16 protein-coding genes and 1 pseudogene are annotated in these 23,425 nt (G+C 44.1%); 7 read left to right on the forward strand and 10 right to left on the reverse strand.

The genetic code is table 11. From position 1 onward, the window contains the following. Positions 1-97: 97 nt before the first annotated feature. Complete coding sequence (locus PSM36_RS00670; protein ID WP_076928350.1) at positions 98-1,504, forward strand: hypothetical protein; 1,407 nt, start codon at positions 98-100, stop codon at positions 1,502-1,504. 529 nt (positions 1,505-2,033) lie between these two features. Here the strand turns inward: PSM36_RS00670 and PSM36_RS00675 are convergent. Beyond that, positions 2,034-3,476: an IS4 family transposase gene (locus tag PSM36_RS00675; protein WP_076928351.1), complete on the reverse strand. Its 1,443-nt coding sequence runs from the start codon at positions 3,474-3,476 to the stop codon at positions 2,034-2,036. Between the two features lie 80 nt (positions 3,477-3,556). Beyond that, positions 3,557-3,703 carry a VOC family protein gene (locus PSM36_RS00680; protein WP_083710868.1) on the reverse strand — a complete coding sequence of 49 codons (147 nt, stop codon included), beginning with the start codon at positions 3,701-3,703 and terminating at the stop codon, positions 3,557-3,559. Between the two features lie 296 nt (positions 3,704-3,999). Between PSM36_RS00680 and PSM36_RS00685 the strand changes: the two genes are divergently transcribed. From PSM36_RS00685 to PSM36_RS00705, 5 genes and pseudogenes are all read left to right on the forward strand, one after another. After that, on the forward strand, positions 4,000-5,424 hold the full coding sequence (locus PSM36_RS00685; RefSeq protein ID WP_076928352.1) for a hypothetical protein: 1,425 nt from the start codon (positions 4,000-4,002) through the stop codon (positions 5,422-5,424). Between the two features lie 319 nt (positions 5,425-5,743). Next, positions 5,744-6,595, forward strand: coding sequence for a TolB-like translocation protein (locus PSM36_RS00690; RefSeq protein ID WP_076928353.1), 852 nt, complete (start codon positions 5,744-5,746; stop codon positions 6,593-6,595). Positions 6,596-6,717: 122 nt separating this feature from the next. Continuing rightward, positions 6,718-8,165: pseudogene (locus tag PSM36_RS00695) on the forward strand (IS1634 family transposase); the annotation flags it as partial. 89 nt (positions 8,166-8,254) lie between these two features. Further along, positions 8,255-8,539, forward strand: coding sequence for a hypothetical protein (locus PSM36_RS00700; RefSeq protein WP_154670937.1), 285 nt, complete (start codon positions 8,255-8,257; stop codon positions 8,537-8,539). A 264-nt stretch (positions 8,540-8,803) separates the two neighbouring features. Beyond that, on the forward strand, positions 8,804-9,922 hold the full coding sequence (locus PSM36_RS00705; RefSeq protein WP_076928355.1) for a Gfo/Idh/MocA family protein: 1,119 nt from the start codon (positions 8,804-8,806) through the stop codon (positions 9,920-9,922). Positions 9,923-10,172: 250 nt separating this feature from the next. Here the strand turns inward: PSM36_RS00705 and PSM36_RS00710 are convergent, their stop codons facing one another. Then, positions 10,173-10,523 (reverse strand): cupin domain-containing protein, encoded by a 351-nt coding sequence (locus tag PSM36_RS00710; protein WP_076928356.1) that lies wholly within the window; start codon positions 10,521-10,523, stop codon positions 10,173-10,175. Between the two features lies 1 nt (position 10,524). Next, positions 10,525-10,728 carry a hypothetical protein gene (locus tag PSM36_RS00715; RefSeq protein ID WP_175456786.1) on the reverse strand — a complete coding sequence of 68 codons (204 nt, stop codon included), beginning with the start codon at positions 10,726-10,728 and terminating at the stop codon, positions 10,525-10,527. 245 nt (positions 10,729-10,973) lie between these two features. Here PSM36_RS00715 and PSM36_RS00720 point away from each other — a divergent pair, with 245 nt between their 5' ends. Then, entirely contained in the window at positions 10,974-13,247 is a 2,274-nt protein-coding gene (locus PSM36_RS00720) for a S9 family peptidase (protein WP_232001491.1), read from the forward strand. Between the two features lie 381 nt (positions 13,248-13,628). Here the strand turns inward: PSM36_RS00720 and PSM36_RS00725 are convergent, their stop codons facing one another. The 6 genes from PSM36_RS00725 to PSM36_RS00750 all read right to left on the reverse strand — a co-directional run bounded on the left by PSM36_RS00725 (position 13,629) and on the right by PSM36_RS00750 (position 23,386). Then, entirely contained in the window at positions 13,629-14,423 is a 795-nt protein-coding gene (locus tag PSM36_RS00725; protein WP_083710869.1) for a ThuA domain-containing protein, read from the reverse strand. 43 nt (positions 14,424-14,466) lie between these two features. Beyond that, a complete protein-coding gene (locus PSM36_RS00730; protein WP_076928358.1) occupies positions 14,467-15,822 on the reverse strand; it encodes a Gfo/Idh/MocA family protein in 1,356 nt (451 codons plus the stop codon). A gap of 177 nt (positions 15,823-15,999) precedes the next feature. Beyond that, the gene (locus PSM36_RS00735; protein ID WP_076931959.1) at positions 16,000-16,989 is read right to left on the reverse strand and encodes a sugar phosphate isomerase/epimerase family protein; all 990 of its coding nucleotides are present in this window, start codon (positions 16,987-16,989) and stop codon (positions 16,000-16,002) included. Positions 16,990-17,270: 281 nt separating this feature from the next. Then, the gene (locus PSM36_RS00740; protein ID WP_076928359.1) at positions 17,271-19,523 is read right to left on the reverse strand and encodes a GH92 family glycosyl hydrolase; all 2,253 of its coding nucleotides are present in this window, start codon (positions 19,521-19,523) and stop codon (positions 17,271-17,273) included. A 4-nt stretch (positions 19,524-19,527) separates the two neighbouring features. Further along, positions 19,528-21,984: a glycoside hydrolase family 95 protein gene (locus PSM36_RS00745; RefSeq protein WP_076928360.1), complete on the reverse strand. Its 2,457-nt coding sequence runs from the start codon at positions 21,982-21,984 to the stop codon at positions 19,528-19,530. A 154-nt stretch (positions 21,985-22,138) separates the two neighbouring features. Continuing rightward, the gene (locus PSM36_RS00750; RefSeq protein WP_076928361.1) at positions 22,139-23,386 is read right to left on the reverse strand and encodes an acyloxyacyl hydrolase; all 1,248 of its coding nucleotides are present in this window, start codon (positions 23,384-23,386) and stop codon (positions 22,139-22,141) included. Between the last annotated feature and the right edge of the window lie 39 nt (positions 23,387-23,425).

A 23,425-nucleotide genomic window follows, 5' to 3' on the forward strand; every position in this document is an offset into this window, starting at 1 on the left:
TATGATTAAGTTTTGCGTGTGAAAAAACGTTTATCTCTAATTATTATTGTATTTTTGCATTGAGGCGTCATTATTCACCCCTGTATGGTAATTGATTATGAAGAAGAAGGAGAAACAGTCCCCGCAAATACTTTCCCCGGAAAACTATATTCGCCAAAGAGCCCGTAATCTTCCTATATACAAGTGCTTTGTCAATGAAGACTGGGAGGATGCGGGTATTGCGCACGTGACCATTGCCCGTAAGCATATCAACGGAAATATAACCTACTGCTCATATCTTGTCGACCTGAAATGTCTTGGAATAAAGGACACATTATACGAATTTAATATTCCGGAGTATGAATTTGACGAATATAAGCGTAAATTAGATACGGGCCTTAATATGGTTGAAAGCGATTACGGTTTGGTTCATAACATTATACATGCCGGGTGGGAATATGCTGAAGATATCGGTTTTGAACCCCATAAGGATTTTCTATCCACTACTCAATATATGCTTGAAGAAGATAGCGACGATATACCCTTGATTGAAATAGCGTGTGGAGGTGAAAATGGAAAACCGCTTTTCGTACAAGGCCCCTTAGAAGATGATACAATAGCCAACACTATTATCAATAGCCTGAAAAAGAGACTGGGAGCAGGTCATTTTGATTATCTCTTAGGGGGTAATAATCCAATGTTTGACGAGTCTTATGACGACTGGGATGATGAAGACGACTGGGATGACCTGGACATTTTCCACGAAGAATATATCGATAACAGTTATAGTGGAAATGCAGCGATTTTCCTGAAATTAACCCAACATTTAGATGATGATGAGTTTGGCGATGACCGGGGCGATGAGGACCCGGATGACGATGAGAGTTTCAAAAGAATAGAAGCGTTGACCGATATATTGTATGATGATCTTGTCGATTTTGAGGATGTAAACAGATGGATTACGAAATGGAGGAAAGAAGCGCGTGATTATACCATCACGAATGCCGCTCGCTACCAGATGATGGGTTTGCAAAATAAAGATGAGATCGCTTATGAAGACTTGTCTTATTTGACTAAAGAGATTGAAGATGCAAAGTTGCAAAAATATGTGCGTGAGAAGTGGGGTGAACTCCCATATGTCACGTTTCTCGAGTTACAAGGTCTGAATGATCCTACGGAAAAAAAAGCCAGAATAGCCCAGGCTCTTGATCAATATCCCGATTACGCCCTTTTAAAATTGGAAGATAAGACAGCTAAAATTCAGGATAAAAAGCTGAAGAAAACGGAACTTTCATTCAAATCTTTATTTGGGGACAGAAAGGAGATCACCCCGTACGAATATGTAAAATGGCAAGTTGTGATGCTTCACTATTTTGCGTCAACCTATGATCTGGCAGGTATAGAGAGTTTGTTCCTGTTCAATGATCCCGAAATCCATACTGAACATCACCAGATCAATATGTTCCTCTCTGTATTATATGCTACAAGAATTTCCGTGTTGAGGATGTTCCTTTTGGAACCCTAATGCCATAAAAAATAAGGAGATAACTTCTTAGAGAAATTGTGCGATCATGTAGTCATTACTTATATAGCGTACTAACAGAATAGTTTCTCAAAATTAAAAAAACGTTTTTAACATAGGGTATTTCCTTTCTCATACGTCAAGTAAATATAAAAAGGGATAAAAAGACTTTATCAAAGTTGCCCTTTGATGTTATTTGTTGTATGAAACGCGCATGATAATCATTATCACTAAAGTTAGACTTTTTCAATTGTTGTTGTACTATTTTTACGCTCAACATAGTCAAAACAAGTTTTGCCTCTGTACTCGCTTATCGAAATAGTTCTCGCTATGGCATAGTGTAAGCAAACTTGTCCTTTGCTCATTTAGCTTAGCGAAAAAGTTCACACAAGTATATGATTAAAGCGAGTTGCCTCCGGCTAATACTTTTACTCATGTTTCGCACTTCCCTCAAACCATTGACAAAGAAATAGAAGGGAAATGCATTATTATCTATATCTCTGTACTATAACATTTTATATTTTACAATTTCTCAATCGTCCTTAACCATCACCGAACAACACAGTGCAATGATCATGGATTCTGCTTTTGGATTGGCCAACATTTTTTCAAGTAAATCATCGGCATCCATCTCCAATACCTCGCATACTGAGCAGGCTAACTCGATGAACAGCCCCCATAGCCGTCTGTCGAGTGTTTCCCTGAGCACATCGGCGTTCATTGACCGATAGAGTGCCCCTTTCGACTCGTAGTTATCGTACCGGAAACGCAGTGTCAATAACAGATAGGCTATCATGCTGATGGTCGTTTCTGCTACCTGGGCGTCAAAGTTACTGGATTGACATCTTCCCAGGTTCAACAATTGCTTCGATTCTCGATTGAACACCTCCACAACCCATCTTACCTGGTAATGCCTGATCAATCCCTTGAACGTCAGCTTCGTGTCCGTCGTCAACAAAACCTTCCATTTGTCATTTTTGCCCCGACGACTAAAGAAAAGGCAGATCTCAACACCTTGGTACAGCACTTTGGCCTGTTTGTACTGGTAACCCAGGGAACGGCAGCGCCTGGCTTTGCCCAGCATGTTATTGATCTGGGCGTGGGTCAGGCTCTTACCCTGGTACTCAAACTTAGTCTTTGCAAACTTGTACATCCCGATCAGGTGAACTTCCTTGTCCTTCACACCCCGGATAGCCTGTATCAACGCATCGCAAGTAAACCAGCTGTCCACCAGGACGTAATCAACGCGAAGCCCGCGATAGATGGCCGTGAAAAACATCCGCAGGACCATCTGGATCTTGTTCGTGTCCACTTCTTCCACACGTTTAGCGGTATACGAGTCCTTGATACGCTTGCAACTGTATTGCTTGCGGATCTGCTTTTTGCTCATCCCAAAGGGGCGTTCCTGATTCTTCCCTTTCTCCCGGTGAAGACTGAAATCCAGTGGCATGGAGGACTTGCCGTCCCAGTACATCATCACCAACAGCTTGAATCCAAGCACGTAGCTGTTTGTTACATGATCCCATACCTTCCCGATCTTCTCTATACGCTTACCGGTTTTGGACAGGGTGGTGTCATCGAAGATCAGGTAACGGGATGAGGTATCATCTACATCACTATCTTTGGACGTCACCGTCAGAAAACGATGCACAAGATGCCACATAAGCATCCGCCAGCATATAAAGGGACTGTTCTTCAGGCGATAGAACACATCCTTGCCCATGGTGGAACCTTCACCTGTGGGGCTGTTCAGATAGGAGTTGACCGTCTTGTCTGAACTGACCACCATGGAGACCAGCAGGGCCAGGACCATTTTAAAATCATATCCCCGGGTCTTGAACCATTTGAACTCAGAAAGACCTTCGCTTAGCTTCAACGCCTTGAAGCGGCTAAAAATATCTTCCGCGGAAACCCTGCCGGGGGTAAAGTCCGCTTTCAACTCTTGAATCTTTTTAATATCTTTGTCCCGCAGCATATTTTAATGGTTTGGTTTCCATCGCTAAGATAATCATTTTTAATGATATATTAGCTAAAATATGCTGCTTTTTTTATCTCTTATCCTCTGATTATCAACTTCATTTTTAACTGCGAAACATCAGTTACTAATCTTAATCCCAGCACGTTGGTGTAAAAATCGAAGTTCTTTTTCGCGTTGTTGGAGATGGCGGTGATATGGCGCAGCCCCAGGATGTCATAGCTCATTTTATGCCTCTATTGGTTTTGTAATAAGCATATAGCAATCCCGGAAACCGCTTTGTTCACTTGGTTGAAAGGGCCCCGGCTGAAGTGCGACGTGAAAGTACGCGGCATGCGTGGGAGTGTGTCGCGTATAGATTTTGCCGAGTAAAAACGCTTTTTTCCGAAGATATTATTGTAATTTTGTGTTCATTTACATTAGACATTTTCTCGCGACGACATAAGCCAAGCTTGCTTGTCTTATGTTCATCGCTTAACGAAAACGTTGAATATCATTCTTCACCCAAATGCGATAATTTATTATGAGTAAGAAGCAGAAGCAATCCCCACAAATCCTTTCTCCGGAAAATTATATTCGTCAAAGAGCCCGTAATATTCCGATATTCAGATGCTTTGTCAATGAAGGCTGGGAAGAGGAAGGTCTCGCACATGTGACCATTGCCCGTAAGCATGTCAATGGAAATATTACCTATTGTTCATACCTTGTCGACCTGAAATGTCTTGGGATAAAGGACACGTTATATGAATTCAATGTTCCGGAGTATGCGTTTGATGAGTATAAGGGCAAATTGGAAACCGGTCTCGACATGCTCGAATGTGAATACAATCTGGTCCATAACATCATCCATGCCGGTTGGGAATATGCTGAAGATATCGGGTTTGAACCCCATAAGGACTTTCTGTCCACTACGCAATACATGCTTGAAGAGGACAGCGACGAGATTCCCTTGATCGATATACATTGTGGTGGTGAGAATGGGAAACCCCTGTTCGTGCAAGGTCCTTTTGAGGATGAGACAATGGTCAGGATGATTATGCACAGGCTGGAAAAGCAGCTTGGTGCCGGTAATTATGATTATATATTAGGACTGGATGATTCGTTTTATGACTCTTACGGTGATGAAGAGGATGAAGACGGCGATATCCGGGATGAAGAGGATGATTTTCTGGATGAATATTCCGGGAACAGTTATGAGGAAAATGCGGCGATTTTTCTGGAGTTAACCCAACACCTGGAAAATACCGGCCCGGAAGAGGGAATATTTGAGAGTGACCGGGACGATGAAGATCCGTATGAAGAGGAGGACTTTAGAAGAATTGGGGCGCTCACGGATCTGTTGTACGGAGATCTCACAGACTTTAAGGAGGTAAACAGGTGGGTCACGAAATGGAGTAAAGAAGCGCGTGATTATACCATTACCAATGACGCTTACTGGCAGATGCTTGGCTTACAGAATGAGAATGATATTACGTATGAAGATTTGTCGTATCTGACCAAGGAAAATGACGAAGCGAAGCTGGGTGAATATATCCGCGGGCGTTGGGGAGAACTCCCTTATACCCTGTTTCTTGAAATACACTCTCTGGATGATGAGGAAGAGAGGAGAGTGAGGATAGCCGGGGCGCTGAAACAATATCCGGACTATGCCCTTTTCAAATCGGAAGAGAAGGTGATTAAAATTCTGGATAAAAAGCTGAAAAAAACGGAGCTTTCATTCAAATCGCTGTTTGGGGAAAGAGCCGAAATTACCCCGTATGAGTATATGAATTTGCAGATGGAAAGGCTTCACTACTTTATGTCGACCTCCGATTTGGCAGGCATAGAGGCTTTATACCTGTTCAATGATCCCGAAATATATGCCGAGTACGAACAGGTTGCCCTGTTCCTTTCCATATTGTATGCCACAAGAATTTCCATGTTGAGGATATTCCTTCTGAAGTCCTGATTCTCTTGATTTTTATTTGCTCGTGTATAAAATCTCGACTTTTTTACCTAAGTTTGCAGAATGTAAGATGCGCCTCGGGCCGGCTCAAGCAAGCTTGGCTAACCTCTCGGCTTTCATTACATCTGCCCCGAGATTCAGCAACGAGAATCGTCTGATTTTAATGACGGAATATTGCCCGCGATGCCGGATCTGTATTCAATACACAAATTTTAAATTTATGAACGTTATAAAACAAGTTGGCGTGTTACTCGCCATCGTCTTAGTAACTATGAGTGTAAAAGCACAAAGCATTGCCGGAGATTGAAAAGGCACCCTTTCGGTGCAGGGGGTCGACTTGGAACTGGTGTTCCATCTTGTAGGGGAGAACGGGAGTCTTACCGGTACCATGGATGTGCCCATGCAGGGCGCGACCGGTATCCCCGTGGATGTAATCGAGCAAACCGGGAACGAGTTAAAGCTGGGTGTGTCGGCAGCACAAATTACCTATAAAGGCATGCTCCAGGGCGATAGCATCACCGGGAACTACGAGCAGGCGGGGATGACCCTTCCCCTTACCTTGAAGCGGTTCGAGAGCAAATTGCCGGGTAATCCCGAACTGGTGTCGTCTGATGAAGAACTGCAGGCGTTGATCGCCCACGATGAAGGCGATTACACGTACAGCGTGGCCGATTATTTTGCGCGGCCCAATGCGTCCTCCTTCCAGTTGTCACCCAACGGCAAGTACCTCTCCTACATGGAAAAGGAAGGGCTCAAGAACCACGTCTATACCAAAGAGCTGGCTACCGGTGAAGTGGTACGTGCCATCGAAGAGAAAGAGGAACCGATTAAAGGGTATGGCTGGGTTAATGACGATCGCCTGTTCTACGCGATGGACCACGGGGGCAACGAGAACTACCATATCTACGCGGCCAATATCGACGGGAGCAACGCGCTCGATCTTACCCCGTTTGATGGGGTCAGGGCCGGCATTATCTCGCTCTTGAAAGAACAGAAGGATTACATCATCATCTCCATGAACAAGGATAACCCGCAGATTTTCGAGCCGTATAAATTGAACGTGGTGACCGGTGAACTCGAAAAACTCTACGAGAACAGCGACCCGGCCAACCCCATTCAAGGGTATGATTTTGACCCAACTTTCACCCTCAAAATTATTTTTGATAAAAAATGAGCCTGTTTTATGCTCCTTTGATGTGATAGCCATTTGATATTCAGCGATCGTATTTTTCGGAAGTATGTCAAATCCGGATTGTAGGACACTTTTGAATGCAAGTCTTGTTGTATTTTTGTCTCATGCACGTGAATGTACAACTACGTTTCAATTCCGCCACGGGACAGGAAGCTCCTTACTATCGACTGAAGGAGTCTTATCGAGATGTGCGCGGACACGTGCATTCCCTGATTGTACTGAATATCGGTTTTGAACCATGCCTGAAGCCTCTCCAGGTCAAACGTATTGCACGTGCCTTGACTATGCGTTTTCAACACCGGCATCATGGATCTCTTTTCCCGGAAAATAAGGATGGACTTTCTCACGAAGAGCGCCTCTTTGCCGAACGATACTGGCAACGCATGCTTGCCAAAGGACGGATAACCTGTTCAATATAGATAATCGTATCGTGCTTTTTGACCTGACCAACTTCTATTTTGAAGGCCGTAAAGCAGGAAGTCGCAAAGCGCGTTTCGGACGCAGCAAGGAGAAGCGCAACGACTGTCGATTACTGGTATTGGCCTTGTGCATAAACAGGGAGGGATTTATCCGTTATTCCTCTATTCTTGCAGGCAATACCTCAGACCCCAAATCACTTCCCGGTATGATTGACAAGTTGGCTGTCAAAACCTCCGTCACCAGTAAAAAGACCTTGGTTGTAATCGATGCAGGCATCTCCACCGAAGAGAACCTGCAAGGCATAAAAGAAAAAGGATACAATTATCTTTGCGTATCCCGCACACGGTTAAAAGACTACAGCCTCTCGAAGGATCACCGGACGGTAACCGTACATGACACCAGAAAACAGGAGATTACCTTGCGGGAAGTGCAGACCCGGCCTGAAGAGGATTATTATCTGGAGATCACCTCTCCCTCAAAAGCAATGACGGAAGCCTCCATGAACCGTCAATGGAAAGAACGCTTTGAAGGTGAGATGGAGAAAATCAACGAGGCCATTACAAGGAAAGGAGGTACCAAACGTTACGAAAAAGTAGTTGAACGAGTCGGCAGAGCCATTGAGCGTTATCCCTCCATCGCGCGACATTATCAAATAACGTACCTGTGCAATGAGAGGAAACCAGCTGAAATGCAAAAAGTAAACTGGACGATCAAGGATATTACCGCAATAGACAAAAACACGGGAGTCTATTTCCTGAGAACCAACGTACGGACTTTTGGCGAACAGACGACCTGGGAGTATTATAATTTGATTCGTGAGATAGAATGCACCAACCGGCAGCTAAAAACGGATCTCAATCTACGACCCATCTATCATCAAAAGGATGAACGCAGTGATGCGCATTTATTCTTCGGACTACTTTCTTATTGGATTGTCAATACGATACGCTTTCAACTCAAGCAATCGGGAGAAAACGCTTATTGGACAGAGATTGTTCGCCGCATGTCTACGCAGAAATTGGTGACTACAGAAGCCGTCAATGCCCTGGGTGAGAAGGTGGAACTGAGACAATGCAGTCGGCCGACAAAGCAAGCGGAGAGGATATACTCCATCCTAAAGATGAAACAGGCGCCGTTCAAGAAAATAAAAATATGTAGGTCACAGTCACCGCCAAGGGGATCGTCCTGACTCATTCTGGACAGGATTGCGTGGAAATGTAAGTGAAAGTTGGGTTAAGACGGCCTGACGGAAGAGACTGGGACGGAATCATGCATGTGAATCCTGCTTTGAAGGAAAAAGCGTTTGTCTTGGTTTATAATCCTTTAAATGAGCCTGTCGAAAAAGAAATCTCCATCCCGTTGTATTATACAGGCTTGACGGAGAGTGCCGTCATAAAGGAAAAAGGTGTATCAAAAGGGAAAAAATATAAATTGAACAGAGATTATTCTGTCACTTTAAAAATTTCCATTCCTGCAGACGGGTACAACTGGTATGTGGTAGAATGACTTCGATGGTCATATTTGTTCTGCAGATTAAGAATGCGTGTGACTTTAATGGATATTCTTTTATTGGAAATTGCATGTAAATACCTCTTATGTTGTATATTTAGGACAAAAACGTAAGATATTGTAATATATTGCCTCAGTTATAGGTTGCGTGAAATAATTTTTATTACATTTGCCTGTGTGTAAGCACTCAAAAGGTCGGGAAATTGCTTTCCGAGCTGATCAATATTTCACAATTTTATGAAACGTCTAAAGGTGTATTATATGAAATTTCCTATTTTATTAATAAGCCTTATCATTTTTGCCGGCCTATTTGTTAAGCAACTCATTGATACGCCGCCATCGAGTAATCCTGTTCGGATCGGAATTGACGGCCTGTCGCATGATCATGTACACGGCCTTTTGAATCGATATAAGGAACGTACCGATATCCTTATTGTCGGTATTGCTGAATCCAATAAGAAAAGAGCACAGGCCCTTTCGGTTCAGTATGGATTTGATATGGGCATAGTGTACGATGACCTGGCTACAATGGTTGAAGAGACCCAACCGGAAGGAGTGGTCGCTTTTAATTCGATTTATGATCATTTAAGCACCGTAGAGGTATGTGCACCGAGAGGAATCCATGTAATGGTAGAGAAACCGCTGGCAGTGAGTACCGAACACGCTGAAGAAATGAAAAAACTGGCCCGGGAAAATAATATTCACCTTTTGACCAACTACGAGACAACATGGTATCCAGCTCATTACAAGGCTTTCGAAATGGCTGTCCTGAAGCAGGAAATCGGAGATATTAATAAAGTCATTATCAATGACGGACATAAAGGGCCTGTGGAGATCGGATGCTCTCCCGAATTTTTGGAGTGGCTTACTGATCCTGTCCAGAATGGAGGAGGGGCGGTAACCGATTTTGGCTGTTACGGAGCCAACCTGATGACCTGGATTATGCAGAATGAGGAACCTGAAACTGTTACGGCAATACTACAGACGATCAAGCCGGAGGTTTATCCCGAAGTAGATGACCAGGCAACCATTATTCTGACTTATCCGCACGCACAGGCCGTGATTCAAGGATCGTGGAACTGGCCTATAGACAGGAAAGACCTCTCTATTTACGGAGAGGATGGGTATGTAAGTGTGCTCAATAGCCATGATCTGGAATACCGTTTAGCGCGTTCTACTCCAAAGCGCGAAGAAAAAGTAACCGAATCTCCTTTGGAAGCAAAAGAGCCATTTAACTATTTCGCAAATGTGATCAGGGGAGATGTCAAAGTGAAAGTCACAGACCTTTCTTCTTTGGAAAACAACCTGATTGTCGTGAAAATATTGGACGCGGCGAAACAAAGTGCTGCAGAGGGGAGAACAGTTCAGTTTACAAAGTAATTCTTACGCAGGGTGACATCGTTTCTTTAAGAATTTGAATACTCAGGAAAACAGTTCTCCATACGACAATATTTATTTTTAATAGTAAGGTCGTATGGAACTCCCATATTGTCATGTTCACTGAAGTTAGTCGTTTTGAGTCGCCTTCGCTTCTCGATTTTCAATTCTACCTCAACAGAGGAAAACAAGTTTTTCTTCTGTATTCGCTTACCGAAAACGTTCCCGGGTGAGAACGGTTATCATACTCGTTTCAGGCTAAGTGGATAAAAATTGATGTACGTTCCTTTTTCTCTAAATTTTTAGTACGGTGTCCTTTACCGGTTGTATCTTCCACCAAAAGAATTTCGCCAGTTTGAAATTGACGTACCTCTCCCAATGATGTTTCGATTTCCACTCCGCCGTCTAACAAAACAATATACTGGCGTTGCGGAGCGTGATGGAAATCATAGTCGTAATCGGGTGGGACTGTTCTGAATTGCAGAGATTTCACTTCGATATTTTCAGACAGGCGTCCAATTTCACCACGGTCGAACAAGTCTATTTCGATATCCTCAAACCGGGAGTCTCCGTTAGTATCGGTATAAATGCGGGTTACTTTCATATCAAAAGATAATCCGGTTTACCAGTTCAATTTCGTCTTCGGAAATGGTATGTCCACGGTTGGCATATACTTTTTCGGTGACAGAGGCATCCATTTCCCGCAGGATATTGGCGGAAGCGTACACACGTTCCACAGGTACGTGGAAATCGGGATCGCTTGTCCCAAGGAAAACGGGCGTTTGTTCAAAATCCCCTTTGTTCATCATTTAAATTTGGATTAATAAACAGAATATGAGCAGCTAATCATGATGGAAAACCCTGTGAAGAAAGAAAATCCATCCTCACAGCTCATAGGGATGGAAAGCTCTCTTTTGATGCGGAATAAAAATGGTGAAGAAAGAGTAAAATTATTTGCCGGTACAAATAGATCATTTTACATTTGTACCGGAATATGAGATTCTTTTCAACAACTTTATATTCTGTTTGTTTTACTTGTATTAAAATTAATTATATGAACATAATAAAAAGAATTGGCGTACTAATCGCCGTGATTGTAACAACTATGAGTCTGAATGCACAAACTATTGCAGGTGACTGGAAAGGCACCCTTTCGGTGCAAGGGATAGATCTGGAACTGATTTTCCACCTTACCGGGGAAGACGGGAATTTATCCGGTACAATGGACGTCCCTATGCAGGGGGCGGCCGGCATACCGGTAGATGTGGCAGAACTGTTGGATAATCGGCTCAAACTGGGAGTGACTGCGGCGCAGATCGTTTATAATGGAGAACTGCAGGGAGACAGTATTACCGGAAACTACGAGCAGGCCGGAATGACTCTCCCGCTTACTTTAAGACGGTTTGAAAGTAAACTTCCCGGGAATCCCGATCTGGTGACGAATGAAGAAGCATTGCGTAAACTGGTCGACTTCGATAAGGGAGATTATAAATACAGTGTGGCCGATTACTTTGCCCGGCCCAATGCATCGGCATTCCAGTTATCACCAAACGGAAAGTATCTGTCGTACAAAGAAAAGGATGGACTTAAAAACCATGTTTATATAAAAAATCTTGCCTCCGGAGAGGTGATTCGTGCCATCGAAGAAAAAGAGGAACCGATCAAAGGATACGGATGGATTAACGACGATCGTTTGTTTTATGCGATGGACAACGGGGGAAATGAAAACTACCATATTTACGCGACAAATATCGATGGGGGAAATAGCCGTGATCTTACTCCCTTTGAAGGTGTAAGGGCGGGAATCATCTCTCTCCTGAAAGATCAGAAAGATTACATTATCATTTCGATGAATAAAGATAATCCGCAGATATTCGAGCCTTATAAACTGAATGTGGTAACGGGTGAATTGGAAAAACTCTACGAAAACAGTGATGTCGCTAATCCTATCCAGGGATATGATTTTGACAAAGAGGGCAATTTGCGTGCCTATACCAAAATGGTAAACGGAGTGGAAATGGAGTTTTATTATAAAAATACGGAAACAGGAGATTTCGAGTTGAAGAAAAAAATGAACTGGGACGACAGCTTCTCGATCATCGCCTTTAATTACAATACGTCCGATCCCGATGATGCCTATGTGGTTACCAACCTCGACGGAGATAAAACCCGTATCGTTCTCTACGACCTGAAAAACAACCGTGAAATAAAAGAAGTATTTTCAAACCCTCAATATGATGTAGCCGGTATGGGGCTCTCTCGTAAACGCAACTACGAAATTGATTATTTCAGCTACGAGGGAGAAAAATCGGAAGTTATCCCGGTGAGTGACCTCTACAAGGAAATCGATGCCGGAGTGAACAAGAACTTCCCCGGAAAGATATATGGTATTGCTGATTATGACGACGATGAAAACACATTCCTGATCATCCTGCAAAGCGATAAGTTGTATGGAAAGTACTATGAGTACGACGTAAAAACAAAACAGTTTACCCTGTTATACGACCTGATGCCGCAACTGAAGGAAGAGGATATGGCGGAAATGCGTCCTATCACCTTTAAGAGCCGTGACGGACTGACGATCCACGGATATATCACACTCCCGAAAGAAGCACTGGCAGGCAAAAGAGTACCTATGATTGTGAATCCGCATGGCGGTCCGCAGGGAATCCGCGACTCGTGGGGATTTAATCCCGAAACGCAATTGTTTGCCAGCCGCGGCTATGCTACCCTGCAAGTGAACTTCCGTATCTCGGGCGGATATGGTAAAGAGTTTCTGCGTGCCGGTTTCAAGCAGATTGGCAGGAAAGTGATGGATGATGTGGAAGATGGTGTACGTTATGCCATTGCGCAGGGTTGGGCAGATGAAAGTAAAATTGCGATCTATGGCGGTAGCCATGGTGGCTATGCTACACTGATGGGACTTGTAAAAACGCCCGATCTCTATACCTGTGGCGTAGATTATGTGGGCGTGTCCAATATCGAAACTTTCTTTTCGTCGTTCCCGGAATACTGGAAACCCCTGACTGAAATGGTGAAGCAGATATGGTATGACCTGGATGATCCCGAAGAGAAAGTTATTGCCCGTGAAGCTTCACCGGTGTATCAAATCGATAAGATCTCCAAGCCGGTCTATGTGGTACAGGGTGCTAACGACCCCCGCGTGAACATCAACGAGTCGGATCAGATTGTGACGGCACTACGCGCGAAAGGTCTGGAAATTCCCTATATGGTGAAATACAACGAAGGGCACGGCTTCTATCGTGAAGAGAATCGTATGGACTTTTACAGTACCATGCTGGGATTCCTGGCGAAATACCTCAAGTAGGATTGGACTACTGATTAGTTTGGTTGTCTTGTGATTTGTCAGATGATGAACGTATATGAATAAATACTATTTACTGGGTGTATCTTTATTTTTTTAGTTTTTTATGTATCGGGAAAGGGACACCACCCCGGCCCGGATAATGGTCTGAAAGAATGGCAGGTAATTTTTTACTGGAACGGCGTAGAATGGGAGAATCATAAGGTTGCCACATCCGACCATAATTATGACACTGGTAGTATCCGGGCCGATAAAAAGCAATGGACAGTGGTAGCACCGACTGAAAATACTCCCCAGCAATGGGGTGGTGGAGATAGTAAGGGAAATGTTTACCCTTTACCCTACAAAATGACCGGAGAAGTACAGAAAATGGAAAAAACCACTTTATTTATAAATCGGTGAAACCAATTTTTCGGGCTCTTTTTCTAAGCTTTCTGCCGCCCATCTGATACCGCGTTTCATGATCTCGAGTGCTTCGGGTACATCAAAATCGCTGGCGACGTGTCCCAGTGAAGAATAGAAAACACGTCCCTTGCCGTACTGTTTTTTCCACACTACGGGCATTACGGCTCCTTCAATCCAATAGTCGTGCTCTCCCGAGAATATGGTCGTTGCCAACACTTTTATGTTCGGGTCGATATGCATGTAATATTGTTCCGATTTCATGTCAAAATCGTTTAATCCTTTGGTAACAGGATCTTCTTTGTCGGTGATATTCACCGTGTATGATATGATATTTCCCGGGTGGGCAACCCATTGTCCACCAATCATATATTGAAAATCAACGTTGTTCCGGAAAGAGTCTCCTGTCCCGCCGTGCCAGCCCGCTAACCCTACTCCCCGTTTCACAGCATTACGCAATGCTTTGTCTTGTGAACCGGATATTTCTCCCTGTGTATAATGTTGTATGATCAAATCGATATTGGCCATTAATGCAGAGTCTTCATAGCAGGAGAGTTGATCGAATATAAAAACTTCCGCACCTTCCGATTTTAACCAGGGTACGAATATATCCCGGCACTTTTCGGGTTCGTGGCCTTCCCAGCCGCCGTAAACGTACAACACTTTTTTACCGTGCAACGAGTTTTCGGCTATTTTCAGGTTATTGGTTGCCTTGATATTGGCTACGCAAAGCATTACTGCTACAAAAGCGATGATTATTTTCCTGTAAGATTGCATACGATTCATTTTTTAGGGTTCCAATTATCACATTAACTCATTATCAAATCATCCTATCCCGGTAGGGTAGTTTATAAGGATTCCTATATTCGTAGTAATATAAACGATGGGCTTCCGCCTCTTTGTCATCGAAATATCTCTTGGTTACCGGATCCCATTTTACCGGGCGTCCGAGTTCATGGGCGATATTCACATTACAGAAGAAAATATTGGTAGAAGCGCCTGCTTCAACAGGTGCGATAGGTTCTTTCCGGGATCTCACACTGTTGATAAAGTCCTGCATATGCGGGGCACTCACTTCGTATTCTCCGGCCGCAAAAGTCTGTTCCGATTTTTGCAGAAGGTTCGGATCGGAACATTCAATATACCCCCTTGCTACTTTCAACCACGCTTTTTCGCCGATGAAATTTATACCTTTATCATCCGGTTTGTCCTCACGGAAAGGTTGTTCGGTTACTACCTGTCCGTTGGTATATTTCATTGTGGCATATTTCGTTCCATTATATCCGGCAGGTATATATTCCACGGGTGTTAATCCGTCCATACCCAATGCTGCCTGTGCGATATCGAAATGGTGAGCTCCCCAATCGCCGATGAATCCGTTGCCAGTCTCCCTGTAGTAACGCCATACTGCCCAGTCGCCCGTTTCTTTCAGTTCAGGGTAAGTGATAGGCGGACACATTTTGTGATTGTAATGCACTACCGGAAAGTTTAACGGGCCAAGCCACTGGTTGAAGTTCAGGTTAGAGGGTACCGGTTCCTCCGGCAGGTTAAAAGGTGCGGGCGGTTCACCGACTCTCACATGTACTTCTTTTACATATCCGAGACTTCCGTTTCTTACCATGGAGATGGCTGTTTGAAATTCTTTGCTTGATCGCTGTTGGCTGCCTATCTGTACAATGCGGTTATTGTGACGAACTGCTTTGACTACAGCCAAACTCTCGGAAATATTGTACGACAATGGTTTTTGACAATAGACATCTTTGCCGGCCTGACAAGAGTGGATTACATTCAGTGCATGCCAATGGTCGGGAGTGGCGATGGCAATAGCATCAATATCTTTACGTTCGAGGAGTTGTTCATAGAATTCGTAGGTATTGCATCTCTCGGGCATGCCTTTGGATCTTTGCCATGCGGTGACAGCTTGCCTGAAACGATCGTTTTTGATAGAATCCACATCACAACCGGCAACCACCTGTACGCCGGGACAATGGGTGAAGGCGTGGAAATCGCCTATACCTTGCCTTCCCAAACCAATGAAGCCCAAAACCACCCTGTCACTCGGTGCTATTCTAACCCCATTCATTGTCCAACTCGGTAATATCGTCAGACTTGTTAATCCCAATGCGGATAAACCCAGGAATTCTCTTCGTGTTACTTTTTTTGATTGATTTTGCATACGATTTTTTATTTTAGACACAAGAACCAAGACTTATTAAATTAAAAATTAAAAAGTGAAAGTGAAAAATTTGGGATCTCAAACTTATGTCATATTGATCCATTGGTAATTAGCAATTTGTACTGTTGCGTTTGTTAAAAATTTTCTCCTCTTCATATACAATGATATAGCTGATGGTTATTTTGCAAAAAATGCGTCAAAAGCATGTTTTGACATCTGGAAATCGATCCGTTTGATAAATTCGCAGGACTCACGCGCACCGTGTTCACGATCCATGGCACTATCTTCCCATTCTATTGAAAGTGGTCCTTGATAACCGATAGCATTGAGTGCACGGATAATTTCTTCGAAGTTGATCTTGCCTCTACCCACACTTCTGAAATTCCAGTAACGCCGGGGATCGCCGAAAGGTACATGCCCGCCGAACACGCCTACTTGTTTGGGAGTATCACTCCAGTACACATCCTTCATATGGACGTGGAAGATACGATCGGGGAACTGGTAAATAAAGTCCACGTAATCCACACCCTGGTATCCCATATGGCTCGGATCGTAATTGAAGCCGAAAGCAGGGTGATGATCCACAGCTTCCAATGCCTTACGGGCTGAAAATGTATCAAATGCAATTTCGGTAGGGTGGACTTCCAATGCAAAACGGACATCCAGTTTTTCAAATTCATCGAGAATGGGGATAAAACGGCGGGCAAATTCTTTATAGCCGTCATCAATCATAGATCCGGTAACAGGCGGAAATGAATAAAGCAAATGCCAGATTGGACTTCCTGTAAATCCTACCACCGTGTTTACACCTAATGACCGGGCCGCTTTTGCCGTTAATATCAACTCTTCGGCAGCACGTTGGCGGACACCTTCGGGATCACCGTCACCCCAGATGTAAGCGGGTAAAATTCCTTTGTGCCGTTCATCGATCCGGTCACATACCGCTTGTCCTACCAGATGGGAAGAAATTGTGTGTAGCTGTAACCCATTCTTTCCCAAAAGATCTTTGATGCCTTTGTAATATTCCGGATCGGTTTGTCGTACATCCAAATGGTCAGGCAATCCTAATTCAAGCCCGTCGTAGCCAAATTCTTTCGCTTTGGCACATACGTTTTCCAATGATAGATCTCCCCATTGAAGAGAGTAGAGTGTTACTAATCGAGGCATTTTTATCTGAATTATAGGGTTAATAGTCAGTTGTTTTCCGGCAACAATAACTGTCCTGGACATTGCCTTGGATTGAATGAAATAAAGGTACTCTTTTTTATCGGATTGATATCCTGTTATTAAATAATTTTAACTGTATTGATTTTTTATCATATGCTTATACAATTTGTAAATTTATATGCCGGCAAATTTTGCCACTTTACCTACGGCAGATTATCCGACTCCTTGAATAGTGCAGTGCTCCCCTTTACCTCCACTGTTTTTCTCATCTTTACCCTGTTTTAGTTGTTTTTAATTCCTTCCGAGGGTGGTGCATCCTGCGGGGCTGTGCCCCATGATCGGTTGGCTTTATCGCCCATCACAAGCTCTAATGTCCCGCCGTTCCTGATGTCTTCGTGACTAAACCAGGGTTTTGTCCATTCTTTCCCATTCAGCCGTGCCGATTGAATGTATTTGTTATTCTCGCTATTGTTTTGGGCAACGATACGCAATGTTTTGCCATTGCCCAACTGCATGGTTACTTCGTCAAAAAACGGGCTTCCGATATTATATGTCGGACTACCCGGCGTTACCGGATAGAATCCCATTTGTGAAAACACCACAAAAGCCGACATCCCTCCGCCGTCTTCATCACCCGGAACACCCATCAGGTCGTTCCTGAACCATTCAGTTACCAGTTTGCGAATGCGCTTTTGCGTTTTCCAGGGTTCTCCTGCATAGTTATAAAGATAGGGGATGTGTAGCGACGGTTCGTTTGCCATTGAAAATTGTCCTACATTTCCTGTTTGGTCGGGCAACTGGGCATAGAATTCATACTTACTTCTTCCAAGCGGTTCACGGAACGTTTGATCGAGATTCTGAATAAATTTTTCACGTCCTCCCATCAGATGGATCAGGTCGGCCACATTGTGTTGCACATCCCAACGATAGGTCCAGGCGTTGTTTTCTCCATAATATTCACGTGCCCCCATTCCGCCCGAAAATTTGTAATCGAAAGGTTCAATGAAGTTGCCCTGTTTATCTTTCGGGTGAAAGAAACCCGTTTCTGCATTATACAAATTGCGATAGTTATATGACTTTTGCAGGAAATAAGCATAATCTTCCATTTCTCCTAATTCTTTGGCAATTTGTGCCAGACACCATTGGTCGTAGGCTGTTCCGAGCGTTACGGCTACAGGTTGGCGCTTTTCAAAACCATGCACTTCGGGGATCGTTTCCTTCTCTCCCTCTCTTAGTGCGGGAATATACCCGTTCTCGTGATAAAACCGGTCCAATTCGCCTGACGGCTTTGCCGACCAGGGAGCCAACGTTTTTTTCATTATGGCGTTTCGCATAGCCGGATATTTTTTTGCGAGGTCGATATTTTCCAGTCCCTTTATATATCCGTCAATTACAGTGGCAATGCCGTGATTGGAGTTCATCCGGCGGCTATCGCCCGTAATTTCGGGGAAAGTAGGCCACCAAAATTCAGGCATTTGTTCCGCCATCCGTAGGAAAGAGTTGAGGATATCGCTTTCCATATCGGCCTCTATCAAGACACGAAGCGGGTGTGTGGCACGGTAAGTGTCCCAGATCCAATCATCGGTATAAAAAGGTGTTCCGTTGTCATTATGGATATTTCCGTCGAAAGCGCTGAAATAACGTCCGTCTTCCGATATACAAACCGGCCGCTCGTAGGTTCGGTACAGTGAGGTGTAGAAAACTGCCCTGTCGTTTTCCGAACCCCCGTCCACTTTAATTTTTCCCAATATTTCGTTCCACACTTTTCGTCCTTTTTCCGCTACGGCTTTTGCATCGAAATCCGGTATTTCCCGGGCAAGGTTTTTCTTTGCCTGTTCGGCATCGATAAACGAAATTCCGTAACGTAAATTTAACCGCATGGTGTTCGGCGGGTAAGATAATACAATATGGGCATTTGTGCCCGATGCTGTTTCGTTCTTTACACTTTGAGGTTGCACATCGGGCTCCATATAGACGAAAATCCGGGTGTTGTTTTGAAGTTGCTGATAACCCGAGAATGCTTTTCCGTCCCATTTCAACTCACCTCTTCTGGAATTGAGAATCACAAACAAAGGATCTGTGCGGTCGAAATTCAGTGCATAGATACCTGATTGATTGGAGACGGCATAATAGACGCTTGTTTCTTCTTCATCGAGGTAGACATAATAATCGTATGGAGTAATTTTTTCCCTGTCATAACTGTAAGGAATAACCGGTTTCAACTCCGACTCGGTTCCCTGGAAAGTACTTAAATTGAATGCCGAACTTCCACGATGGCTTGTAACCGCGATCGGTAAACCGTTCAACAAGTCGCCGGTATAATCACCCCGTTCGGGATATACACGTAACATGCTGTTAGGAAGGTGAACTGTTGGATACGTGGGTACAAGCAGATGACTGATATTACCCATATAGGGATTGACGTAATCGACCAATTCCTGCGGTTTTGCAGCAAATTGTGTGTTCGAAGAACATCCGGGCGACAATGCAATCACAATAAAAATAAAAAAGAATAGTTTACATGCTCGTTTCATATGATTAAAATTTTGTTTTATTGCTCAAATCATAGGTAGTTCCCGCGGTGGTTGGGAAAGAAAATGTTTTCCCGTTGTATTTCACCACGCAATCGTTTCCCGACTCAGAGGTGATCTTCAATGATGTGATTTTTCCATCATTCCATTCTGCTTCTATTTCAAAATTTCCCCGGGCTTTGATCCCTTTAAAGCTGCCGCTGGTCCAGGCATCAGGGAGTGAAGGCAATAATTCGATATAACCACCGTGACTTTGCACGAGCATCTCGGTCATTCCTGAAGTAGCACCAAAGTTCCCGTCGATCTGGAAGGGCGGGTGGGTATCGAACAGATTTGTCAGTGTAGATTCTTTCAATATTTCCTGCACCAGTTTATGAGCACGGTTACCGTCATGCAGTCGCGCCCAGAAATTTATTTTCCACGCTTTACTCCAGCCTGTACCCCCATCGCCACGCGTATTCAGTGTGGTTTGCATCGCTTTTGCATATAGGTCCTCCTCCGCACTTCTGCCTGATACGATCCTGCTTCCCGGATGCAACCAGTGTAAATGGTTGACGTGCCGATGCCCATTGTCGCCCGTAATGTCCATCAGCAACTCATCTTTCCATTCCATCAGTTGTCCGGCAAGACCGATCCGGGGTCCGGCCAACTGATCCTTTGCCTTCTTTATCTCCTGTAATTCCGGAGTATCATATTTTAATGTATCGCTTGCCTTGATTACCATATCGAACAGTTCCCATATAATGGCCTGATCGGCTGATGCGCCAAGCGAATAGGGGCCATGTTCAGGTGAATAAGAGGGATTCGCGACAAGAGTTCCGTCGCGGGAATCGCACCAGAGATTATCTACCCAGAATAATGCGGCATCTGTCATGATCGGGTAGTAGTCCCTCAGGAATTCTATGTCCTGATTGAACTGATAATACTCCCAGATATCCTGGCACATCCAGGCAGCGGCAGCCGGAAAGTAAAATGCTGTGTACCAGTTTCCGGGGGCGGTATTACCCCAGATATTATTTTCATGATGAATGACCCAGCCTCTCACCGGACTTCCGTCTTGTTTACAATAATAATGTTGCGCGGTAAGTCTTCCCCGCGAAACAAGGCTTTTGGTATATTCAATGACCGGTATATGGCAGTCGGACAGATTGGTTTGTTGGGCCAGCCAATAATTCATCTGGACATTAATGTTGGTATGATAGTCGGCATTCCATGGAGGGGTTAATCCTTTTGCCCAGATCCCCTGAAGATTGGCGGGCAATGAGCCTTTTCGGGAAGATGAAATCAATAGATAGCGTCCAAATTGATAATACAACTGCTCGAGGTATAAATTTTCTGCGGGTGTATTGGTACCGTCTTTATATCCTTTTAATAACTCATCAGTAGTCTTATTATTGATGTTAGCCGCATTGCCCAATGAAATACTCATCCTGCCGTACAGTGATTTATAATCCCGAATATGTGTGTCCAACAATTGGGTATAGGTTTTTTGAACTGCTTTATGTATTGTGTTTTCAACTGTGTTGCGGGGATTGATGCTGGAAAAATAATTGAAACCAGCATTCATCGACTGATGGTAATTGGTTGCGGCCGAGGAGATCAGCAATATTTCGTCGGCATTTTTCACCTTGATTTGGTTACCGTCATTACTTATCGTTCCGCCTGTAGGGATGATTATCATTTGCTGGACAAACTTCAAGCCGTCGTCGCCATGGTCAGCCGGCCTCCCTTCCAGGGTAATAACGTTATCTCTCACGCTTATAAGGATGCTTTCCTGCGGCGATGTGAAATAAAATGTATGTGAAAGTGAACCTCTTTTATCAGCCGTAAGACGAATGACAATTATATTGTCGGGATGGCTGACGAAATATTCACGTGTGTAATTTATTCCATTTTGGAGATACGTCGTTTTAGCAACCGCATTGTCGATATCCAGTTCACGTGCGTACCGGGAATAACCGGCAGATGTTGCCGGATTCGAGCCAATGTGGATGTTGCTCAATTGCTGATAGGAACCAAAATCGTCTCTGTTCCCCGTCAGGTCCAGGATATGGCTTTTCAACCCGTCGTCTTCAGGAGCATAATCATGTGCGATAACTTTTCCGTTTGCATCTATTCCTGCGGACTGTGTAGCTGTGAAATCCGTCATTTTCTCCTGTAAAGTATTTCTGATATGTTGCAAAGTACGATGGTTTTCAGCAGGCGTTCTCCGGTGCCCGCCGTTGTAATCAGGATTTTTACCCGGTCCGCCTGACCATAATGTTTTTTCATTCACAAGAATAACATCTTCGTCGACACCGCCGAAGACCATTGCACCTATGTGGCCGTTGCCAACCGGCAGAGCTTCATTTTCCCAATTTGTAGCGGGAGAATTATAGTGCGTCTTTAATGCGGGATTCTGCCCCCAGGTCAACACTATACTGCCTGTCAGGAAAAAAGATGTAATCAGTTTTTTTAGTTTCATTTTATTTAGAATTAAGACTCTTAGAGTCATGAATCAAGACTTCTTAAACTAAAAGTGAAAAATGAAAAATTTGGGATCCCGGACTTATGTCGCATTGATCCATTGGTAATTAGTAATTGCTAATTCAAATCACTTTTCTGCCTTCCCACTTTATTTAATGCTGCGGATGCTGGTTATTCAGCCGCAGGCCAAGGCCTAACATCAGGTAGTTAGGCGTATCAAAATTCTGCAGGTTATACCCGATATGAATAAACGAGTAACGCGTGACTTTTATTTTTAAAGCCAATATCTGATAAAACCCTTTAAGGTCTCCACCGCCGTGCAACAGGTTGGCTCCGATACCCACTCCCACGTCGAAATAGGGCATCACATATTCTGCCCGGGCGGAAAGTCCCAGCGCCAGTTGTTTATTCACCGCAGGTTTATAAAATGTATATCCGGGATTTGGGTCGCCGTAGGAGATGATGTAATCTTCGGTAAATATGTTGGCGCTGCTGTCATATACCCCGTCTAACGATGCTCCTACTCGCAGTTTGTATCCCAGGTTGTACATGGGGTTGATGTTGAATCCAAGCACGGTGTACTTGTCAGGCGAAGCCATTGGTTCCCCATCGAAGACGATCCCTTTGCGCCGCCAGGAACCGAATAATACTACATCGTAACTGATATGGTGGGGGAAATCCCTTATAAGAGAGGTGTAACCGGGTAAGCCTTGTGAGAGGTAGTTTACCTGTCGGTTGATATTATAGGTGATCCCCGCTTTTATATCTGTCGCATTCAATCCTGCATTAGGGAATTTGGTATTTCCGTTAGAGAAATGAGTGAAAGTGACGCCGTAAATAAGATCGAAATACCGGGAAAGAAGATACCTGAAATAAAAGTTTACGTTCATATAGGCATTGACCTTTGATCCGACCATTCCGTTGTAAGGATTTTTGTCATAGTCGTAAGGATTCCATCCGGTCGACAGCCCGAAATTCCATTCATAATCGAACGACAGGCGAGGAGTGATCTCGGCAAGGGTCGCTCCCTGAAATAGATAGGCCGCTTTCGGGTTCCCGATCTCACGAGAATTTTCAAAGTTATAATAGGCAAACCCGATTCCTTGATAAGCGCCGCGGTAGATCTGTCCGGTACGGCTGTCGGGATGGAACTGAAAAGCATATTTCAGGTGAGAGGAAAAGGCATACCTGATCGGTCGGGATTGCTCATTCTCTCCCCTCAGGAATTTGTTGGTGGGAATGATGTAACCCGGACGGCCTCCTATTTCTAACCGGTGAATAAGAGTTGGCCGGTCGGAGTAAACCGAATCGGGATAGAGTTGTGACCGCACGCCTCCTGTGTTCCAGAAAAACAGGATGGTAAGAAGGAGTATGCTTCTATTGATCTTTGTTTTGCTCATAGCGCTTCCGATATGGCAGATCCCGGACTTCCGACTGAA

The organism is Proteiniphilum saccharofermentans, assembly GCF_900095135.1.
Taxonomy (GTDB): Bacteria; Bacteroidota; Bacteroidia; order Bacteroidales; family Dysgonomonadaceae; genus Proteiniphilum; species Proteiniphilum saccharofermentans.

What these genes read in the sequence shown, in the direction of transcription:
- PSM36_RS00670 (WP_076928350.1), top strand. Translation starts at nt 98, where the DNA reads ATGAAGAAGAAGGAGAAACAGTCCCCGCAAATACTTTCCCCGGAAAAC.
- PSM36_RS00675 (WP_076928351.1), bottom strand. Translation starts at nt 3,476, where the DNA reads ATGCTGCGGGACAAAGATATTAAAAAGATTCAAGAGTTGAAAGCGGAC.
- PSM36_RS00680 (WP_083710868.1), bottom strand. Translation starts at nt 3,703, where the DNA reads ATGAGCTATGACATCCTGGGGCTGCGCCATATCACCGCCATCTCCAAC.
- PSM36_RS00685 (WP_076928352.1), top strand. Translation starts at nt 4,000, where the DNA reads ATGAGTAAGAAGCAGAAGCAATCCCCACAAATCCTTTCTCCGGAAAAT.
- PSM36_RS00705 (WP_076928355.1), top strand. Translation starts at nt 8,804, where the DNA reads ATGAAATTTCCTATTTTATTAATAAGCCTTATCATTTTTGCCGGCCTA.
- PSM36_RS00710 (WP_076928356.1), bottom strand. Translation starts at nt 10,523, where the DNA reads ATGAAAGTAACCCGCATTTATACCGATACTAACGGAGACTCCCGGTTT.
- PSM36_RS00715 (WP_175456786.1), bottom strand. Translation starts at nt 10,728, where the DNA reads ATGATGAACAAAGGGGATTTTGAACAAACGCCCGTTTTCCTTGGGACA.
- PSM36_RS00720 (WP_232001491.1), top strand. Translation starts at nt 10,974, where the DNA reads ATGAACATAATAAAAAGAATTGGCGTACTAATCGCCGTGATTGTAACA.
- PSM36_RS00725 (WP_083710869.1), bottom strand. Translation starts at nt 14,423, where the DNA reads ATGCAATCTTACAGGAAAATAATCATCGCTTTTGTAGCAGTAATGCTT.
- PSM36_RS00730 (WP_076928358.1), bottom strand. Translation starts at nt 15,822, where the DNA reads ATGCAAAATCAATCAAAAAAAGTAACACGAAGAGAATTCCTGGGTTTA.
- PSM36_RS00735 (WP_076931959.1), bottom strand. Translation starts at nt 16,989, where the DNA reads ATGCCTCGATTAGTAACACTCTACTCTCTTCAATGGGGAGATCTATCA.
- PSM36_RS00740 (WP_076928359.1), bottom strand. Translation starts at nt 19,523, where the DNA reads ATGAAACGAGCATGTAAACTATTCTTTTTTATTTTTATTGTGATTGCA.
- PSM36_RS00745 (WP_076928360.1), bottom strand. Translation starts at nt 21,984, where the DNA reads ATGAAACTAAAAAAACTGATTACATCTTTTTTCCTGACAGGCAGTATA.
- PSM36_RS00750 (WP_076928361.1), bottom strand. Translation starts at nt 23,386, where the DNA reads ATGAGCAAAACAAAGATCAATAGAAGCATACTCCTTCTTACCATCCTG.